Below are 18765 nucleotides of genomic sequence, written 5' to 3' on the forward strand. Positions count from 1 at the left end.
CTTACTCTTGTCGCCTGTGTTTTTGGCGGGCCTGCGGCCCGCTTGCCGAGCTGGGGCTCGGCGCTCCCGGCGGTCCCAGGCTATCCAGGGCGGCGGGGACGGCGTCGCCGGTTTGGATTTTGACGCCATTCAACTTCAATACCTGCTCCAGGCAGGCGAGGGTCTGCAGTACCGCATCCCTGCGCGCGTTGTAGCCCATGGTGCCGATGCGCCAGATGCGCCCGTGCAGGGGGCCGAAGGAGGTGCCTATCTCGATGGCGAAATCCTCCAGCAGCTGCGCGCGGATTTTTTCACCGTCTGCCCCTTCAGGAATATAGACTCCCACTACATTATTCATGCGGTAGTGCTGGTCGCCAAACAGTTTCAAACCCATGGCCTGCAGGCCGGCGGCCATGGCCTCGCCGTTTTGCCGATGGCGCGCAATGGCTTTTTCCGCGCCCTCCTCCAGCCAGATGCGCGCACATTCCCGCGCGGCGAAAAGCATGCTGGTGGCCTCGGTGTGGTGGTTGAGCCGCTCCTCGCCCCAGTAATCCATAATCATCGCCAGGTCGAAATAATTCGAGCGGATACGCTCGCCGGCCGCATCCACGTGGTGAGATGCGCGGATACCCGCCTCGATATGCCGGCGGCGGTCGATGCGCGCCACCGCCTCCTCGTTCAGGGTGATCGGCGCTATGCCGGAGGGGCCGCCCAGGCATTTCTGCAGGCCGGCGGAAACCGCGGAAATGTCCCACTCATCGGTCAGAAAGGTATTGCCGCCGATGGAGGCAGTGGCGTCGCAATAGGTGAGCACACCTTTCTCCCGGCACAGGCGGCCGATTTCCGCCAGCGGCTGGCACATGGTGGTAGAGGTGTCCCCCTGCACCAGCGCCACCAGTTGCGGCTTTACCCGGTCGATAGCCTGCGCTATCTGCTCCGGTTCCGCCACCCTTCCCCATTCGATCTCAATGCAGTGCACTTCGGCGTCGCAGCGTTCGGCGATTTCTTTCAGCAGGAAACCGAAGCGGCCGAACACCGGCACCAGCACCCGGTCGCCGGGCTTGAGCAGAGACACCAGCGCCGCCTCGATGCCGCCGCGGGCAGTGCTGTCCACCAGGAAGGTCCAGCGGTTTTCCGTGCGAAAAACCCCGCGATATAGCCCCATCGTCTCGTTCATGCAGTGGGTCATGGACGGATCGAACTGGCCGATCAGCTGGTGGGACATGGCGCGCAGCACCCGCGGATCGCAACTGATGGGCCCCGGCCCCATCAGCAGGCGCGGAGGCGGAACAAAGGCGTCGATATTTGGCATAGCACACTCAAGCGATAGCGGCCTGGTAAATCATTCGCGTGCCGCTGAAAAGGAGAAACACTGCGAACACCCGTTTAAGCGCTGCGCCGTCCAGGCGTGAACCCAGCCACACCCCTACAGGCGCCATGACCACCGAGAGCGGAACGATCAGCGCAAAACCGGGCAGGTTGATAAAACCGAAGGTGGCTTCGGGAGCATCCGCCGGGGTGTTTGCCAACAGCAACATCAGCAGCGCCCCGGGTAGCGCAATCACAAAACCCAACGCCGCGGCTGTCCCCACCGCACGGTGCGCGGGGGTGTTGAACGCGGTCAGCACGGGCACCCCCAGGGTACCGGCGCCTATGCCCATCACCGAGGAGAGCAGGCCGATTACCGCGGCGATGCCCCGCTGGATCAGGCGCCCGGGCAGACTCTCCGCCAGGATTTTTGCGTCGGCCCGCAACAGCATATTGATGGCAACCAGCAGCGCCACCGCGCCGAAAATCCCGCTGGCCAGCACCCCGCCGCCGCGGGTAGCCAGCAGCACCCCGCCCATTACTCCCAAGGCGACGAAGGGCGCCCAGCTTCTCAGCAATTCCGTATCCACGTTGCCGCGCCGGTGGTGGGCGCGCACCGAGGACAGGCTGGTGGCGACGATAATCAATAGCGAGGTGCCGGTGGCCACCGACATCGCCGTGGCGGCGCTGATGCCCAGCCACTGAAACACAAAGAACAGCACCGGCACGATGACGATGCCGCCGCCGACGCCGATCAGTCCGGCCAGCAGGCCGGCGATTACGCCGGTCAGCATCAGGGCGGCGATGATTGGCAGCCATTGAGCGAGTGAGTCCATAAATTAACGATAAATCCAGGTTTCTGCGGAGTTCCTTTGTAGGAGCCTGCTTGCAGGCGAATATTTCTGTGCTCCGAATCATTCGCCTGCAAGCAGGCTACAGGGTGGTTGCTTCAAGGCTCTTGCCAGGTTTCGCACAGTGCCAGACCGTCGCTGCGCGGATCGGTGGCGCACTCGATGTGGCCGGCGGTGTCGATATGGATGGCGCCGGCGTGGCCCATCATTTCGCTGTGCTCCGGCACTGCGGAAATTTCGTGTCCCAGCGCTTCCAGTTCGGGGCCAATGCGCCGGTACAAGCCCTCTTCCAGTTTCAGGTCGGTGGAGGATTCGCCCCAGGTCCGCCCCAGCAACCAGCGCCCATCGGCGATGGCCTCGGCCAGCGGCCTGCCGTCATAAAAGCGGCGCGCAAACAGCGCCGCCTGGGTCTGCGGCTGGCCCTCGCCGCCCATGGTGCCGTAGGCGACCCGCGCGCCGTCTGCGAACTGCGCCATGGCCGGGTTCAATGTGTGGAAGGGTTTCTTGCCCGGCGCTACACAGTTGCGCGACGCCGGATCGCGGGAGAAGCCCAGGCCGCGGTTGTTCCACACCAGCCCCAGGGATGGCAGCGCCAGGCCGGAGCCGAACTCCCAGTAGATACTCTGGATAAAACTCACCAAAGTGCCGTCTTTATCCAGCGCGCCCATCCACACGGTGTCGCCGGGCTCCGCCTCTTTGCCCCAGGGCAGCGCCTGGTCCGCGCGGATATTCCCCGCCAGTTCGCGGATATGGTCCGGCTGCAATAATTCGGACCAGCGTTCGCTCAGGCAACGCGGGTCCGCCACCTCGCGGTCGCGCACCAGAAAGGCCTGTTTGGTGGCCTCGATCAGGTGGTGCACCCGCTGCACCTCGTCCCAGTGCGATTGATACAGCTGGTCGTAGATGGCCAGGATCAGCAGCGAGGCAATCCCTTGGGTAGGCGCGCCCAGGTTGAACAGCTGCGCCTGTGAAGTCTGTATATTGAGGGGCGACTGCCATTGCGCGCGGTACCTGCGGAAATCTTCCAGCCGCAACGGGCTGCCCGCCACCTCCAGTGCCAGGGCCATCTCCTCCGCCAGGGAGCCTCGGTAGAAGCTGTCCAGCCCCTCCGCCGCCAGGCGCTGGAAAAGCCGGCCCAGGCGCGGGTTGCGCAGCCCCTCGTCCGCTTGCGGCATTCGCCCGTCCGGGTAATAGAGTTTCCGGATATCCGTGCAGCCCTCGTCCGCCAGTTTGCGCAGCGCCGCCCGCAAGCTGGCGGTGACTTCTATGCCTTCCTCGCAGCCGCGCCGCGCCTCGGCGAACAGAATTTCCAGCGGTAACGGCTCGGCAAATTCCGAAATAGTTTCCCGCGCCGCCTGCCAGCCAGCCACCGTGCCCGCCATGGTCAGCGCCGCGCCAGCGCCGCGGCTCGGCGGTGCCGTTTCCGGTTCCAGGGCCATAGCTGCGCAGCCGGCGGCGTCAATGGCGACCGGCTGCGCATCTTTGCGCTGGATCAGCCAGAAACCGTCGCCGCCCAGGCTGTTCATATGCGGGTAGTGCACGGCGATGGCCGCGGCGGCGGCGATCATCGCGTCCACCGCCGAGCCGCCGCGACGGAGTATTTTCATGCCCGCTTCGGTAGCCTTGAAGTGGGGGGCGGTGAAGGCGATTTGAGTCATCAGGTTAATTTATTGAGCGTGGAATGGCGTCTTTATAGCTGTCCCAGTTAGCCAGCAACTCGTCAATCACAACCGAGCCGACGCTGTACGCGGATTCAAGCGAGGCCTGCAGGCCGGGATAGCCCTCGTTGTCCTTGAGCAGGTTTTCCACCGCGGTCATCCCGGGAGGCGGTGTGGTGTAGTTGCTGGCGGTGCGCAGCACCATTAGGCGTTGCACATCCGCGCGCCCGGTTTTGCTCAGCCACAGTAGCGACTGGTAGGTGCCGGTATCCTCCATGGCCGAGGAGACAAACTGGCCCTCGCCGTCGGTCCAGTAGTCCACCCAGCGGTTGGCCCAGTCGTTCATCAGGTCGCCGTGCCAGTAGGTCATGGCCGCCAGGTTGTCCCCCTTCAGCACGAACGGCTCGCGCTGCGCCGCTGGCGTTTCGGTGTAGAGCGCGCGGACAGGCTCCATGCCGGGGAAGTCCTGCAGCTTCATATCCTTGGTGAGCCCGTAGGCCCAGTCGCTCAGGGATTTGTTCAGTGCGAAGACTTCGCCGCTGGGTTCCGGGCGCTTGTCCATTGGGCCCTTGCTGTCGCGGGCGAAATACCCGAACGGCCAGTCCTCGGGAATTTCCCGCGGGTCGATTTCGTGGGCCAGGTCGCCGTCCACCACGTAGTCGGCCCAGGCGGCGGAGCCGATGGAGGCGTCTGCGGGGTCGAAGCCGGAGATGCCCGCCACCAGCCAATAGGCCTTGCTCAGGTCGAAGCGCGGGTCCATGCCCAGGGCCATTACCGAGGCGGCGGATTTGGCGGTGCCTATGCCGGTGACCATGCCGAGGATCTGCGATTCCGGGTTGTAGTGCAGGTCGTGATGTCCATGGAAGGGCAGCACCTGGTCCAGCTTGCGGCGTTCATTCCACAACTGGAATTCACCGGCGGTATCGCCGCTGTCCTCGCCGATTTCGAACATTGTGACCACCACCACTTTTACCGGCAGCGGGGTTTCTTTTTTTGCTACTGGGGCTGTGGCTTTGTGTTCGGCGTTGCAGGCGAGGAGGCCGAGGGTGAGTAATGCAACAGTAATTTTTTTAAGCATGATAATTTCCTATTAAAGACATATCCATCAACCGCCCTGTAGGAGCCTGCTTGCAGGCGAACATTTCCGTGCTCCGAATCCTTCGCCTGCAAGCAGGCTCCTACAGGGAGCGTAATCGAGCTCAGCGGTTTTGTGCCAGCCATTCCGCCTGGCGCTGCATATCTTCGGCGTATTTCAGCCAGCGGTTTGCGGAGGCCGCAACTTTGGGTTCGGCGCGCGCTTTTTGCAGGGAGTCCCGGCCCTCGGCGAATTTGCCCTGTTCTATCTGCGCGATACCCAGCAACAATCGAGCCTTGCCCGGGGATTCGAGCTTTTTCTCCAGCGCGCTGCGCAGAGCCTGTTCCGCTTGCGGCCATTCGCCCTTTTCCACATGGATATTGGAGATGGCGACCCAGGCCTCTCCGCCTCCGGCGGCTTGCGCCAGGCGGCGGTAGGCATCGATCGCTTTGTCGCGTTCGCGGGCGGCGGCGTAGGCCTGTGCGAGCATCTTCAGGTAGTCTTCGTTTTGCGGCAGCAGTTCCTGTTCAAAACTGCGCTCCAGCAAGCGCGCTCCGTGTTCGGGAATACCCTGAGCCACCGATAACTGTATCAGGGATTTGATGGTGGATTCCTTTGCCAGGTAATTGCCGGCGAAGGCGCTTTTCAGCGTGGCCAGGGCCATCTTCTCATCGTCCAGGGTCACGTAGACGCCGGCGAGCTGTTCCCAGTATCCGGCGTTGTCCGGCCAGAATTCCAGCATGCGCGCCAGGGTGGACGCGGCCTTGCGGTAGCGCTTCAATTCGAAATAATTTGCGGCCAGCAGCTGGTACCAGCTCTCCTGAGGCTTGTTTTCCTGAAAATTGCCACTGGCGGCGATAGCCTTTTCCGCGTAGGGCACGGACTTTTCGTACTGCCCGGTCTGCGCGTAGATATTGGCCATAAAAATCGTCTGCGAGGGTTGCGGCGCTTCAAGGCCCCGAAACCAATCTTCGGCGAATTCCAGTGCCTGTCGGTATTCGCCCTGGGCGGCGTACAACTGCGCCACCATATAACCGACGTTATAGGTTACCTTTTGCGGCAGCCGGTTCAATGCCAGGCAGGCCTTCAGGTGTCTGATCGCCTGCGGAAAATTCTCCCGGGCCATTTCCACATAGCCCAGGGTTTGCAGAATCAGCGCTTTGTCCAAGCTGTCCTCTTCCACTTCCGGGAGCAGGGTATTCAGGCGGGAAAAAGCCTCGCCGGTTTTGCCCTGCCCCATGATTTCCTGGATTTCGGTGAGTTCCTTGTAGGTTTTGGAGCTGACCGAGTCCGCCGCGGAAAAAGCGCAAAGGGGCAACAGCAAGAATAAGAGCGGTAACAGTTTTCTCAGCATATCAGCCGCCCCCACTCAGCTTGAATTCGATAGTCTGTTTCGCGCGCTGCGACACTGGGGTGCCGTCCACCACCTTGGGGCGGAATTTCCAGCGCTTGATGGCCGTCAGCGCCGCCTCGTCGAACAGCCGCGGCGGGTTCGCTTGCAGCACCTCGGCATCGGACACAGTGCCGTCCGGTTTGATGGTAACCGCCAGGGTGACCGAGCCCTGGATTTTCGCCAGCTTGGCCCGGCGCGGGTAAGCGGGCGGCACCCGCACCACCGGGATCACGTCGGTATCGAAACCCGCGAGGCCGCCCCCCTGTTGCAGGGCGCCCAGGTAGGGGCCGTCGCCGGCGCTGAGCGGTATGCCGATGGAGGGCATGTTCATATTCAGGCTGGCGTCCACATTGGCGAGTTGCGCATCCAGCTGCGGGGTTTCCGGCGGTGTCTCCGGCGGCGGCGGTTCCCGCGGAGGCTGGCGTTTCTTGGTCTGCACATCGCTATCGCTGCTGTCCACGCGCACGAAATTGAGCGTGGCCCGTTTGCTGTCCTCCCTGCTGAGTACGCCGTCGACACGGATCATCAGCTGCATGGCGAAAAACAGCAGCAGGCCGATGGACAGCGCGGCCAGCCCCAGTGCGGCGTGTTTTAGCAGGGGCGGTGGTTGCAGAAAGAATTGGGCAGGCTGCATATCAATCCCCACTCTCAACCTTCGTCCGCCGCTACCGATACATTTTCCGCACCGGCAAGGCGCGCCTGGTCCATCACCTCGATCAGGGTTTCGGTCTTCGACTCGGCGTCGGCAACGATAATCACCGCGGCGCCGGGGCTTTCCGCCAGACCGCGCTCCACATTGGCGCGCACCGCGCGCTTGTCGATCAGGCGCTTGTCCATAAAGATCTGGTTGGCGGCGGTGATGCCGATCTGGATCGCATTGGATTCGCTTACCACCCGCGTCTCCGCATCCGGCCGGCTCACATCCACCCCCGCCTCCTTGACGAAGGTGGAGGTGACGATAAAGAAAATCAGCATGATAAACACCACGTCCAGCATGGGCGTGAGGTCGATCTGGTTTTCCTCTTCCTGTTCCGGGAAGAAAATGGATGGATCGGACATGCAGTTGTTCTCTTGCTAAAAGCCTAATAGCACCTGTAGGAGCCTGCTTGCAGGCGAAAGGCTACGGAGCTCCGTTCCTGTTCGCCTGCAAGCAGGCTCCTACAGGGTGGTTTTTATCAACCTGTCTGTGTAAACGCCGCATTGGCCTCGCGCAGCTCGCGTTTGTAGCGCCGCTCCAATGCCGTCGCGAAGGGGATGGCCACCAGTGCCACCACCATACCCGCCATGGTGGGAATGGTGGCGGCGCTGACGCCGTCCGCCATGGCGCGGGGGTTGCCGGAGCCCATCAGCGCCATCACGTCGAATACCTGGATCATGCCGGTGACCGTGCCCATCAGCCCGAACATCGGCAGCAAGGCGATCAGCGTGGGAATCAGCTGCAGGTTTTTGTGCATGGCGCAGTCGATTTCCGCCAACAGTTGCCGGCGCTGCCGCTGCGCATACCAGGAGCGGTATTCTTTTCGCTTTCCCCACTGCTCGCGGTAGCCGTGCAGCAGCGGTCTGTGCTCGCGGGTAAAGTACCAGTAGCGTTCCAGCATCAGCCACCACAGCCAGATGGCCAGCGCGAGGATGGCCCAGAGCACGTCGCCGCCTTTGTCGAGAAAGTCCCCCAAGCCAACAAAGGCTGCGGTTAGGGCCTCCATCTCAGGCCTCCTCCGGCACCCGTGCCGGCCGGCGCGCTGTGCTCGCGGCAGCGGCCAGGGCGTCCGCCTCGGCCTTGCCCGCCATCAGTCCCGCAGCGCGCTCGCCGATCAATTTGCCGATACGTGTGACCTTGCCGGAGAGCACGCTGTGGGTGAGCAGCAGCGGTATCGCCGCACACAGACCCAGCACCGTGGTGACCAGGGCCTGGGAGATGCCGCCGGCCATCAGTTTCGGGTCGCCGGTGCCGAACAGGGTGATCGCCTGGAAGGTGCCGATCATGCCGATGACGGTGCCCAGCAGCCCCATCAGCGGCGCCACCGCGGCGAGCACTTTGACCACCGGCAGGCCGCGTTTGATTTCCGCCAGATCGGTGATCACCGCCTCCTGAACTTTGCGCTCGAGAGTTTCGATATCCAGGTGTTTGTTTTCGTAGTAGATGGACATGATCCGCCCCAGCGGATTGTCGTCGGCGGCGCTGTCCAGGTTTTTCAGCTGCCGTTTCATGCGCGTGTCGATACGTATGAGACGCAGCAGCCGCTCGCACACGATCAGGAGGCCGACGATGCCCACCAGGATAATCGCGTAACCGACGGTGCCGCCCTGCTCAATGCGCTCCGTAATGCTGGGCGATTGCACCAGCATGCCCAGCAGCGCGCCGCGGGAAGGATCGACAGTGAAAGCGACCTTTTCCCCGGGAGCGGCAGTACTCAGCGCGGCGGCATCGGCGCGCACCGAGCTTGCGGGCTGCCGGGCCAGCTCCACCAGTTCGCCGCTGTCGGCGATATAGTCCAGGTATTTGTCGTCGGCCACCAGGTTGAAACTGCCCAGGCGCATTACTTCCGCGTCGTAGCCGTTGCCCGCCGGATCGATCACCTGATGCGGGAAACGGCTCACGGTGCCGGACAGGGCGATCTCCTCGATCAACAGCTGCCACAGCGCCTGCATCTGTTCGATACTCGGCACTTCGGTGGAAGCGGCCAGCCCGGAGACGATTTCCTTGCGCTCGGGTTTTTCCGCGCTGGCCAGCGAATCGAAGATCATCGCCTCGGTGTCGTCGGCGGTCTGGCGGAAGACGCCGAAGAGTTCGCCCAGGTCGCCGCTGCGGCGCTCCAGTATCTGTTGCAGTTCGCCGAGCAGGACTTCGTTTTTGTCGAAAGTCTCGCGCAGGGAATCCCGCAGTGCCTCCTGGCGGGCGACTTCCGCCTGGGCCTCCGTCAGCAACGTCTGCTGCCGTTCGGCCGCCGCGCGGAATTTCGCCTCGCGTTCGCGGTTCCGCTGCGCCTCCTCGCCGGATTGCGCGCGGATTTTTTCCAGCAGCTCGTTCAGCGAGCCGCTTCCCTGGGCTGCTGCAAAAGGCGCAATCAATAGCAGTGCGGCCGCGCACGCCACGCAAACAATATTTCTTTTCATCGGCCGGCCTCCGGAGTATTGAAGGGCAATTTCAGCAGCGCGGGGGGCGCCTGTTTGCGGGCGATGCGCAGGCCGTCGCGCACGCTGCGGCGGTAGTCGTCGCCCAGCAGTTCCCATTTCTCCAGCCCGGCGTTCCAGCGGCCGGTTTCACCGCCGTCCAGGGTCTGGTAGAAAAGCCCAACGCGCCCCAGGCGCAGGAAATCCACACTGCGGCTCTCTCCGCTCAGATCCAGCTCACCGCGGTAGGCCTCGATGGTGCGGCCGTATTCCGCCTCCACGGTGTAGGCCTCCATAATGCGCCGGTATTTCTCCCCTGCGCTTACATCGGCGCGGTCGATCAGGCCGCGCAGCGCCGCCACCCGTGCCTCGCGCTCTTCCAGCAGGAAGGGCACATCCGCCGCAACCAGGTCCGCCAGTGTGTCGGTCATGGTGATCATAAATGGCAGGGCGCCGGTCTCGATGCCTTCGATCTGTTCCGTCTGCCGCTGAACCGAGGCGATCTCCTGCTTCTGTGAATCCACCAGGCGGCGCAGCTGCTGGTTGTAGATATCCAGGCTCTCCGCGCGGGCGAGTGCGGCGCGGTATTGCTGGAAGGCATCGGTGGTCTGTTCGTCGAGTTTGTCGATGCGCTTTTGGCTTTGCGCGGCGGCCTTGTCCTGTTCCGCCTGGGCGGTGAGGACTGGGGTTTGTGCAATCGTTGCGGCGCTAAAGAGTGCCAGTGCGGCAGCCAGTACTTTTGTGCAAATATTTTTGTACATATTCAATTCCTACGGCGAGCCTGCGGCCCGCACCCTCTCCCCCAGCCCCTCTCCCGCAAGCGGGAGAGGGGAGCGAGCGGGCCTGCGGCCCGTTGCGGAGCTGGAGCCTTCAGCGCTCCAAGGTGAAAGCTCCGCGGTCCCGAGTCTCGAGTCCCGAATCTCCAATATCAGAAGCTGTAGGCCATACTCAGCTCCCAGTTGAACGGCCTCTCCGGCAGTACCACCGAGCTGCCGAACAGGTTGGGAAAGTTGGAGCGGTGGTACTCTTCGTCGGTTACGTTTTTCAGGGCCAGGTCTGCGGACCAGGCGTCCTTTTTGAAACCGAATCCCAGGTTCACCAGGTCGTAGGCCGGCAGCATCACCGCGTTGGTGAAACCGGACGGGGTTTCGTCGGCGTGGAAGTAGCTGGCGCTGACGGTGTAATAGTCGAAGAGTTTGTAGTGGGCGGTGAAGCTGTAGCTTTGTTCCGGCACCCCGGCTTTTTCCGCCGGGCCGGAGACGACGCCGATCACCGCGCCGCCGGCGATATCCTCCGGCCCTATTCCCCACTCCGCCAGGTCCTCGGCACCGAGGAAGGTGAAGCGCCCGCCGTTCTCCTGGGTGTTCAGGTTGACGATCTCGATATCGGTGGCGGCGGCGGTGAGGGTCAGCGCGTCGGTGACCACATAGCGCAGTTCCAGTTCGGTGCCCTTGGTTTCCACCGATTCGTTGGTGGTGGCGGACTGGGCGTTGAAGCTGGTGCGGTCCTGCTTGAAATGGGCCAGGGCCATGAACAGGCGGCCGTCGAGGAAACTGCCCTTGATGCCCAGCTCCTGCAGATTGGAGTCGTCCACCGCGGTGCCGTCGGCAATGTTGTCCACGGTGATATCGGCACCCTGGCCGGCGATCACGGTGAGTTGTTTGGAGGCGGTGATATAGGGCGTGATGCCAAAGCCACTGTCCCACGACAGGCTGGTAGTCCAGGACACGCCGTTTTCGGTATCCGACGCGCTCACATCCTCGTCGCCGCCGAAACGGGTTTTGCCAGCGGGGGTGGTGCTCTCCATTTCGATGGAATCGTAACGGGCACCGAGAATGGCGCTGAAGCCGTGAGCGAAATTGAGGTCCGCCATGACACCGAAGCCGTAGTCGGTGTACTCGCCCACGTAGTATTCCGAGTAATCCCGGTCGATGCGCGTGGCCAGCAGGCGTGCGTCCAGGCTGCTCGAGGGTTTGGTCAGATCGCGGCGATCGAAGAATTCGTTGAAGAAGTCGTCGCCGTGCTCGAAATCCGTGTGGCGGATCGACGGCGACAGCTGCAGGCTGCCGGAGACGGCGCTGCTTTCGAAGGCGTATTCGGCGATAAACTTTTCCTCAATCACGTAGGAATCGTGGAACTGGGAAAAGCCGTAAGCGTTTTCGTTCAGGTTGTCGTAGGCGTCGTAGAAGATCTTGTTGCTCAGGGTCCAGCCGCTGTCGGTGGTATAGATGTAATCGAAGTAGAGGGTCAGCGCCTCGTTCTGCAGCAGATCGTCCTCCGCCACCAGTACCTGGTTGCCATCGAGCTTGGTGGTGCCCACGGTTTCCGGCACCAGGCCCACGTCCGTGGAGATGCTGCCGCTGGGATCGCCGGCCAGGCTGACGAAATTGGAACAGGCACAGGCGTCGTACTCCTGGTGGGAAATGGTACCGTCGCCGTCCACATCCAGGGGCTGGGCATCGCCGGTGACGTAGGTGCCGTCGTCGACCAGCGCCTGGGTGAGGCGGTTCCAGCCGGCCACCTGGTTGCCGTCGTAGTCGTGGTACATGCCGCCGAATTCGATGCGCGACTTGTCGCTCAGGTCGAGGTTGAACGAGGCCTGCAATACGTCCTGCTGGGTTTCCGAGTTGTCGTAGTAGGAGCCGGAGTCCTCCGTTTCCGCGTAGACGTAATAGCCCAAGGCCCTGTCGCCCAACTGCATGGGGCCGCCCATTTCGGCGCTGACGATTTTCTTGTCCCAGCTGCCGGTCCTGGCGCTGATGGCGCCGGTGGCCGAATCCAGGTACTGTCCGGTTTCCGCGCGCGCGGACTTGGGCACGAAATTGAGGTAGCCGCCGATTTTCGCGGTGCCCATGATCGGCGTGGCCGGGCCGCGCACGATATCGATGCGGTCCGAGGCCGCCAGCGGCGTGGGATAGTTGCCCGGGTTGTCCAGCCGGCGCATACCGCGGAAGTAGACCTCCCCCGCGGTGCCACGCACATCCAGCGCACCCGCCACCCCGAAAAACGACTGGGTAAAGGCACCCGGCGATACCACCACCAGGTCGTCGATATCGGAAATATTGAATGCCTCGATCATGTCCGCGCTGATGCTGCTGACCGCGCGCGGCGTCTCCAGAATGGTCTTGCCGAAACCGAATACGGATTCCACCGGCTCCGTGGGCAGCAGGCCCAGGTCGTCCTGAACCTCTTCCTCCGCGATATAGGTGTCCAGCTCCACCTCGGTTTCCGCTCCCTCCTGAGCCCAGGCGGTACCGGCAGCGACGGCGAGTGAGAGCAGGCTGTGCTTGAGCAGGTTGTGTTTTGGTTGCGTGGGCTTCATGGTCCCCTCCCCCTTGAGAGAATTTTGTTTAGTGTCCCGCTTACCTCTTTATCTCTCTTGGTATGGCAACAACCGTGCCAAAATCCTGTCCAACTGGTTATGTTTTTGGGGAGGCGCGCAATTCCTGCGACAGTGGACGGAGGGGTGGCAGTGCCGAGGCGGGAAAGTATTGCTGCGCGGCCGCGACGGGAATCGCGGCGCACTTATAAGGGTCGGCCGGCACCAAAATCAGGCGGCCGGTATGTTGGAGGGCGGATGCACTTCAGTTCAGTGCGCAGAGTTCATAGTGCGCACAGATAAATCCCCGGGGTTCGGGTATTTCCCGTTGCGTCCCGAAGTTCCCGCGCTGTGCCCGGCGCTCGAAGGCGGCGATGCGGCGCTCGAACTCTTCCACCAGCTCCCCGCGGGTCCCGTCGTCAGCAAAGCTGTAGGCCAGGGAGTTGCGACCGAGCAGCACCAATTCCTTCCAGGAGAGGTTGAATTCCTTCACCGCCACGAAAAATTCATCGGTCATGGTGGAATCCCACATGCCGCGGTCGTCGGTGGACAGGGCCACCGGCACGCCGGTACGTAGATATTCTGGAAAGGGGTGCTCGCCGTAGTCGTTCACGTATTCCAGCAGCAGGTTGCTGATCAGGTTGATCTCCACCAGGTAAGGCCCGTGGCGCATGGTCAGCAGAGTGTCGGGATCATCGATCAGGTTGACGCCGTGACCGATGCGGTCGGCGCCCAGCAGTAAAGTGTCGCGCACGTGGCGGTTGGGCTCGTCCACCTCGCCGGCGTGGATGGACAGCTTCACCCCGGGATACTGCCGGCGCAGTTTGCGCAGTGTCGGCAGGAAGCGCAGCGGGTAGCCCTTGTCGTTGTCCTCGCGGCCGACCATATTCACCGCCACCCAGAGATCGCTGTTGTTGTGCACAAAGCGGTAGAGGGTACCGAGAATCTCCTCCGCCCGCGGGTGGAAGCGCAGCAGCGAACTCTGGAAGCGCACCGCCACGCCGGTCTTCCGCGCGTCCGCACGGCGAATTCGCTCGCGGTAGATGGCGGCCACCTCGTCGGGACTGAAAGCTTCGCCGTCTGCGCGCAGGAATCCGTGCACCCCCACCTGGGGCTCGAAGTACAGCAGGCCCTCTTCGCCAAAGTGCTTCATATTCAGGTAGATCAGTTCGGCGATGATATAGGGGTTCTTGTACAGCTCGTTCAGGCGCTGCCAGTGAGTCTGGAAAAATTCGTCGCGGCCCTCGTGAGGCTTGTCCAGGCGGATGCTGTTCTGCCAGGCTTGCCGCTCTTCGTCGCTCAGTTGCGCCAGCGGCTTGTACTCACGCTTTTCGCATTCGGAGAGCTTGTCGTAGGTAGCGGCGAGGATATTCTGGAACAGCAGCAGGTAGGGCTGCGCGGAGAATTCATTGGTGCCGTAGTCCCGGCAGTTTTCGATCCGCACCTTGGTGTAATAGCGGTAGCCCCGCTCTTCCTGCTGCAGCGCCAGCCGGTACCACCACTCGGAGAAGCCGGCCCCGGAAATATGGTTGTGCAGATCCCCGCCCTTGGGCATGGCGTACAGGAAACGGTAGAGTTCCGCGTCACTGGCGTCGCGTTTGAACTCTTCGAACCAGCTGTCGTCCGCGGTTGCCGCACCAGAAAAAAGCATTGCACACAGAAAACGACCTATATACTTGCACCACATCGGATTTTTCTCCCTCTGTCGATCACCGCATTTTTATCCGTTTCCCAATTGCCGTACCAAGTCGCAATCGCTGTGCCAAGCTCAAACCGAATGGACAGCTTTTTGCATTGAGCCTTAACCCACAGCTGAGGATAAACACAACCATGACCGACCACTACCCCCGCGACCTGGTGGGCTACGGTGCGGAGCCCCCGGTGGTGCAATGGCCCGGAGGCGCGCGCATCGCGGTGCAGTTTGTTATCAACTACGAGGAGGGGGCGGAGAACTGCGTACTGCACGGCGACGAAACCTCGGAGAGTTTTCTCTCGGAAATCATCGGCGCCCGCGCCTATCCCATGCGCCATATGAGCATGGAATCCCTCTACGAATACGGCAGCCGCGCCGGCTTCTGGCGCCTGCACCGGCTGTTCCGGGAATTCGATTTTCCGGTCACTGTCTACGGCGTGGCCATGGCCTTGGAGCGCAACCCGCGGGCGGTGGAGGCGATGCTGGAAGCGAAGTGGGAAATCGCCAGCCACGGCTACCGCTGGGTGGACTACCAGTTTATGCCGGAGGAACAGGAGCGCGAGCAGATAGCCCGCGCCATAGAAATTCACCAGCGGGTGACCGGCGAGCGCCCGCTTGGCTGGTACACCGGCCGCGACAGCCCCAACACCCGCCGGCTGGTACTGGAACAGGGCGGCTTCCTGTACGACTCGGACTCCTACGCGGACGATCTGCCCTACTGGGTGCCGGGCCCGGACGCGCCCCACCTGGTGATCCCCTACGCGCTGGACAGCAACGATATGCGCTTCGCCACCCCCCAGGGATTCCACACCGGCGAGCAGTTTTTTTGCTATTTGAAGGACGCCTTCGACACGCTCTACCAGGAAGGCGAAACCCATCCGAAAATGCTCAATGTGGGCCTGCACTGCCGGATCGTGGGCCGCCCGGGCAGGCTGCCGGGGCTGAAGCGTTTTTTGCAGTATGTGGCTGGAAAATCAGATGTATGGGTTTGCCGGCGCATCGATATTGCCCGGCACTGGCATAAGCACCACTCCCCGCAAAACTCATGAGCCCCTTGTAGGAGCCTGCTTGCAGGCGAAAACCAGAGGGGATTCCTACAGGGTGGAAGCGTTTAAAGCCACTCAGGCTTCAGCCTTCAATGCGGGAGCGGAAATCAGTTTGCGGCTCAGTTCGATCAGCACCGCCGCCACCGCACCGGTGGAAATCGGAAACTGCAACAGCGCCGCCAGCTGCCGCGGGAAAATCGTCAGGTGCTTCGCCGCCAGCGATACAGCCACACCGACCGCTATCGCCGCAATCACCACAGGCCAGCTCTTCACCGCCGCGTCGCCGGCATTGACGATACCGATCCCCGACAGCAACACCATAAAAAACATCAACAGCGTGGCCCCGTACACCACCGCCGCGGGAATAGCGATAAACAGCCCGCCGATTAACGGAAACATGCCCAACAGGCAGAGAAGAGCGGCTACGTAGCGGCCGACATACGGGCTGCACACCCCGGTCAGCCGGATCACGCCGTTGTTCTGGCTGAAAGAGGTATTGGGAAAACTGCCGAACACCGCGGCCAGAAAAGAGTTGAACGCATCGCCGGACAGGCCGCCGCGCAGCCGCCGCCAGTAGCCGGGGGAACCCACCTCGAATCCCGACAAACGGCTGGTGGCGGTGAGATCTCCCAGGGTTTCCACCGAGGAAATAAAGAACACCGGCAGCAGCACCGCCACCACCGCGGCGTCCACCGCCAGCGGAAAATGATTGGGCTGCGGCAGAAAGAAAGGTTCCAGCTCCCGCAGCCCGGAAAAATCCACCAGCCCGAACAGCAGGGAAATTACAAAACCGACAACCAGCCCGGCGGTAACACTGACGATACGCAGATAGCGGTTCCGCCGCCGGGCCAAGAACAGGGTTATACCGAGCACCACCGCCGCCAGCAGCGGTACCAGCCAGGGGGAATCACCGGCCTTCTGTAAATCGGCGAATTCCCGCAGCAGATTGTTCAATGTGGTGTAGACAAGGCTGGCGCCAATCAGGATCACCGCAGTGCCGGTGACATTCGCGGTGATCACCCCGCGCAGCCGGTGTACAAACTGCGCGCAGACACCCACAATCAGGGCACAGACCGCGCAGCTGCCCATCAACACACCCAGTGCCTGCGAGGGCGTGTAATTCTCCAGCAGCGGAAAATAGACCGCGAGCAGCGGGCCGATAAAAGTAAAGCTGGTTCCCTGGATACTCAGCAGCCCGGAGCCCAGTGGGCCGATACGGTGGATCTGGATCAGGGTGGCGACACCGGAAATCAACAGCGAGGCACTGACCAGGTAGCTGGTCTCCGCCAGCGGCAGCGCCATACTGTGAGCGAGTATCAAGGGTGGGGTGATCACCGCACCGAAGACCGCCAGCAGGTGCTGCAGTGCAATCAGCAGCGACACCGGTGGCGGCGGGCGATAATCAAAAGCGGAGGCAAACTTTTCCACGGTGTTTTTACCCGTTTTTTTCACTACCCGTGAATTCAGGCAAGACTTATGCCACCCGGCCCGGAAATTGCTTCCAGCTGTTGTAGGAGCCTGCTGTGACCGCCACGGATGGCGGAATGCCGCCCAACGGAGTGCCGCCCAACGGAGTGCCGCCCAACGGAAATGCAGATTTTGCAAGGAGCAAAAATCTGTCAGGCGAACAGCGGAGGTAAAACAAGGCTTAGAAATAATCGCCTGCAAGCTGGCTCCTACGGGAGTACCGCGGGTAAATAAAACCAGCCGACGCGTGAGGAAATATCCATGGCTAGCGAAAGCCAGTTCGATGCAGATACCTACCTGGAAGTAATGCAAACCGTCGCAGGCATCCCCGTCCGCGACGAATGGAAGGAAGGCGTTGCACAACACCTGTCCACCGCGGAAAAAATGGCGGGGATTGTGGAGGCTGCGCAGATAGACCCGGACACCATCGACCTCGCCAATGTTTTCCAGGTGAAGTCGCCGTGAACGGGCTGCTCTTTTCCTCCGCCAGCGCCATCACCGACGGCGTAAACAGCGGCCGCTTCAGCGCCGGCGAAGTGGTGGATTTTTTCCTGGCCCATATTGCCGAACAAAATCCGACACTGAACGCCTTTACCCGGGTGCTGGCCAAGCGGGCGAGGCAGCGGGCCGCACAACTGGACGCGATGACGGCCCGGGGAGAAAACCCCGGCCCGCTCGCCGGAGTGCCCTTTGCAGTCAAAAACCTGTTCGATATCCGCGGCCTCACCACCCTCGCCGGCTCGGCGATCAATGCCGGCAATCCACCCGCCCGCGAAGACGCACTGCTGATCCGGCGCCTTGAGGAAAAGGGGGCGATACTGATTGGCGCCCTGGGCATGGGCGAATACGCCTACGACTTTACCGGCGAGAACCGCCACTACGGCAACTGCGCCAACCCCTGGAACTCCAAACATATGAGCGGCGGTTCCTCCTCCGGCTCCGGCGCCGCGGTGGGCGCTGGACTGGTGCCGCTGGCGCTGGGCTCCGACACCAACGGCTCCATCCGCGTACCCGCGTCCTTCTGCGGCATCTTCGGCCTCAAGCCCACCTATGGCCGCCTGCCGCGCACCGGTAGTTACCCGTTCTGCGACAGCCTAGACCACGTCGGGCCCCTGGCGCGCAGCTGCGAGGATCTGGCCCGCAGTTTCGACGCCATGCAGGGTTACAGCCCGAGCGACCATGCCTGTGCAGATCGGGCCCCCATGGATACGATGGCCGAATTGCAAAAGGGTGTGGATGGTTTACGCATCAGCCGCGCCGCTGGCTATTTCTCCCTGGAGGATTTTCCCCAGGCGCAGCGCGCGGTGGACAAGGTGTGCCGGGCCCTGGACTGCTCCGACGAAATCGAACTGCCCGGCACCCTGGAGGGCCGCTCCGCGGCCTACCTGATCACCAACGTGGAAGGCAGCCGACTGCACTTGCCACGGCTGCAAACCCGGCCGCAGGATTTCGACCCGGACACCCGCGACCGCTTTATCGCCGGCGCCCTGCTCCCGGCGGCCTGGTACGCGCGCGCCCAGCAGGTACGGCACTGGTATGCGGAACAGGTGCGCGAGGTGTTCGCCAATGTGGACGTGATTGTCGCCGCGGCCACGCCCTGCGTGGCGCCGCGGATGGGGGAGAAAATATTGAGTATCCGCGGCGAGGAACAGCCGCTGCGGCCCAACCTGGGCTACTTCACCCAGCCAATCTCCACCGCCGGCCTGCCCAGTTGCGTCGTCCCCACCCTGGACGAGGAAAGCGGCCTGCCCATCGGCGTGCAGATTATCGCCGCCCCCTGGCGTGAGGACTGGTGCCTGCGCGTAGCCAATTATCTGGAGCAACAGGGCTTCACCGCCCCGCGCCCTCCCCAATTGTAGGAGCGG

The 18765-nt window shown here is 62.5% G+C and carries 16 protein-coding genes; 3 read left to right on the forward strand and 13 right to left on the reverse strand.

Translation table 11 applies throughout. The annotated features are described in order from the left end of the window. Window position 1: 1 nt before the first annotated feature. From FHS09_RS18215 to FHS09_RS18270, 12 genes are all read right to left on the reverse strand, one after another. Window positions 2-1291 carry a pyridoxal-phosphate-dependent aminotransferase family protein gene (locus FHS09_RS18215; RefSeq protein WP_183462567.1) on the reverse strand — a complete coding sequence of 430 codons (1290 nt, stop codon included), beginning with the start codon at window positions 1289-1291 and terminating at the stop codon, window positions 2-4. A 7-nt stretch (window positions 1292-1298) separates the two neighbouring features. Further along, complete coding sequence (locus tag FHS09_RS18220) at window positions 1299-2123, reverse strand: sulfite exporter TauE/SafE family protein (protein ID WP_183462569.1); 825 nt, start codon at window positions 2121-2123, stop codon at window positions 1299-1301. 113 nt (window positions 2124-2236) lie between these two features. After that, window positions 2237-3796, reverse strand: a complete 1560-nt coding sequence (locus FHS09_RS18225; protein WP_183462571.1) for a gamma-glutamyltransferase family protein — start codon at window positions 3794-3796, stop codon at window positions 2237-2239. A gap of 4 nt (window positions 3797-3800) precedes the next feature. Next, window positions 3801-4874, reverse strand: a complete 1074-nt coding sequence (locus FHS09_RS18230; protein ID WP_183462573.1) for a purine nucleoside permease — start codon at window positions 4872-4874, stop codon at window positions 3801-3803. Window positions 4875-4995: 121 nt separating this feature from the next. Then, window positions 4996-6225 carry a tetratricopeptide repeat protein gene (locus tag FHS09_RS18235; RefSeq protein ID WP_183462575.1) on the reverse strand — a complete coding sequence of 410 codons (1230 nt, stop codon included), beginning with the start codon at window positions 6223-6225 and terminating at the stop codon, window positions 4996-4998. A 1-nt stretch (window position 6226) separates the two neighbouring features. Further along, window positions 6227-6898, reverse strand: a complete 672-nt coding sequence (locus FHS09_RS18240; protein ID WP_183462577.1) for an energy transducer TonB — start codon at window positions 6896-6898, stop codon at window positions 6227-6229. Between the two features lie 14 nt (window positions 6899-6912). After that, window positions 6913-7323 (reverse strand): ExbD/TolR family protein, encoded by a 411-nt coding sequence (locus FHS09_RS18245; protein WP_183462579.1) that lies wholly within the window; start codon window positions 7321-7323, stop codon window positions 6913-6915. 116 nt (window positions 7324-7439) lie between these two features. Then, the gene (locus tag FHS09_RS18250; RefSeq protein WP_183462582.1) at window positions 7440-7967 is read right to left on the reverse strand and encodes a MotA/TolQ/ExbB proton channel family protein; all 528 of its coding nucleotides are present in this window, start codon (window positions 7965-7967) and stop codon (window positions 7440-7442) included. A gap of 1 nt (window position 7968) precedes the next feature. Next, window positions 7969-9378: a MotA/TolQ/ExbB proton channel family protein gene (locus tag FHS09_RS18255; protein WP_183462584.1), complete on the reverse strand. Its 1410-nt coding sequence runs from the start codon at window positions 9376-9378 to the stop codon at window positions 7969-7971. Then, window positions 9375-10136 (reverse strand): DUF3450 domain-containing protein, encoded by a 762-nt coding sequence (locus FHS09_RS18260; protein ID WP_183462586.1) that lies wholly within the window; start codon window positions 10134-10136, stop codon window positions 9375-9377. Before FHS09_RS18260 ends, FHS09_RS18255 begins: the two co-directional genes overlap by 4 nt. Before the next feature lie 167 nt (window positions 10137-10303). Next, a complete protein-coding gene (locus tag FHS09_RS18265) occupies window positions 10304-12697 on the reverse strand; it encodes a TonB-dependent siderophore receptor (RefSeq protein ID WP_183462588.1) in 2394 nt (797 codons plus the stop codon). Window positions 12698-12959: 262 nt separating this feature from the next. After that, the gene (locus tag FHS09_RS18270) at window positions 12960-14345 is read right to left on the reverse strand and encodes an adenosine deaminase family protein (RefSeq protein WP_246395121.1); all 1386 of its coding nucleotides are present in this window, start codon (window positions 14343-14345) and stop codon (window positions 12960-12962) included. Window positions 14346-14524: 179 nt separating this feature from the next. Here FHS09_RS18270 and puuE point away from each other — a divergent pair, with 179 nt between their 5' ends. Then, a complete protein-coding gene (gene puuE / locus FHS09_RS18275) occupies window positions 14525-15436 on the forward strand; it encodes an allantoinase PuuE (protein WP_183462592.1) in 912 nt (303 codons plus the stop codon). Window positions 15437-15508: 72 nt separating this feature from the next. Here the strand turns inward: puuE and FHS09_RS18280 are convergent, their stop codons facing one another. Beyond that, the gene (locus FHS09_RS18280; protein WP_183462594.1) at window positions 15509-16861 is read right to left on the reverse strand and encodes a solute carrier family 23 protein; all 1353 of its coding nucleotides are present in this window, start codon (window positions 16859-16861) and stop codon (window positions 15509-15511) included. Between the two features lie 300 nt (window positions 16862-17161). Between FHS09_RS18280 and FHS09_RS22945 the strand changes: the two genes are divergently transcribed. Both FHS09_RS22945 and FHS09_RS18285 read left to right on the forward strand, forming a co-directional pair. Beyond that, the gene (locus FHS09_RS22945) at window positions 17162-17365 is read left to right on the forward strand and encodes a DUF4089 domain-containing protein (protein WP_246395122.1); all 204 of its coding nucleotides are present in this window, start codon (window positions 17162-17164) and stop codon (window positions 17363-17365) included. Further along, on the forward strand, window positions 17362-18759 hold the full coding sequence (locus FHS09_RS18285; RefSeq protein ID WP_343057517.1) for an AtzE family amidohydrolase: 1398 nt from the start codon (window positions 17362-17364) through the stop codon (window positions 18757-18759). Before FHS09_RS22945 ends, FHS09_RS18285 begins: the two co-directional genes overlap by 4 nt. Window positions 18760-18765: the final 6 nt, after the last annotated feature.

It is taken from the genome of Microbulbifer rhizosphaerae, assembly GCF_014191725.1.
Taxonomy (GTDB): domain Bacteria; phylum Pseudomonadota; class Gammaproteobacteria; order Pseudomonadales; family Cellvibrionaceae; genus Microbulbifer; species Microbulbifer rhizosphaerae.

Coding starts and splice junctions, on each gene's coding strand:
- FHS09_RS18215 (WP_183462567.1), bottom strand. CDS start 1,291: ATGCCAAATATCGACGCCTTTGTTCCGCCTCCGCGCCTGCTGATGGGG.
- FHS09_RS18220 (WP_183462569.1), bottom strand. CDS start 2,123: ATGGACTCACTCGCTCAATGGCTGCCAATCATCGCCGCCCTGATGCTG.
- FHS09_RS18225 (WP_183462571.1), bottom strand. CDS start 3,796: ATGACTCAAATCGCCTTCACCGCCCCCCACTTCAAGGCTACCGAAGCG.
- FHS09_RS18230 (WP_183462573.1), bottom strand. CDS start 4,874: ATGCTTAAAAAAATTACTGTTGCATTACTCACCCTCGGCCTCCTCGCC.
- FHS09_RS18235 (WP_183462575.1), bottom strand. CDS start 6,225: ATGCTGAGAAAACTGTTACCGCTCTTATTCTTGCTGTTGCCCCTTTGC.
- FHS09_RS18240 (WP_183462577.1), bottom strand. CDS start 6,898: ATGCAGCCTGCCCAATTCTTTCTGCAACCACCGCCCCTGCTAAAACAC.
- FHS09_RS18245 (WP_183462579.1), bottom strand. CDS start 7,323: ATGTCCGATCCATCCATTTTCTTCCCGGAACAGGAAGAGGAAAACCAG.
- FHS09_RS18250 (WP_183462582.1), bottom strand. CDS start 7,967: ATGGAGGCCCTAACCGCAGCCTTTGTTGGCTTGGGGGACTTTCTCGAC.
- FHS09_RS18255 (WP_183462584.1), bottom strand. CDS start 9,378: ATGAAAAGAAATATTGTTTGCGTGGCGTGCGCGGCCGCACTGCTATTG.
- FHS09_RS18260 (WP_183462586.1), bottom strand. CDS start 10,136: ATGTACAAAAATATTTGCACAAAAGTACTGGCTGCCGCACTGGCACTC.
- FHS09_RS18265 (WP_183462588.1), bottom strand. CDS start 12,697: ATGAAGCCCACGCAACCAAAACACAACCTGCTCAAGCACAGCCTGCTC.
- FHS09_RS18270 (WP_246395121.1), bottom strand. CDS start 14,345: ATGCTTTTTTCTGGTGCGGCAACCGCGGACGACAGCTGGTTCGAAGAG.
- puuE (WP_183462592.1), top strand. CDS start 14,525: ATGACCGACCACTACCCCCGCGACCTGGTGGGCTACGGTGCGGAGCCC.
- FHS09_RS22945 (WP_246395122.1), top strand. CDS start 17,162: ATGGCTAGCGAAAGCCAGTTCGATGCAGATACCTACCTGGAAGTAATG.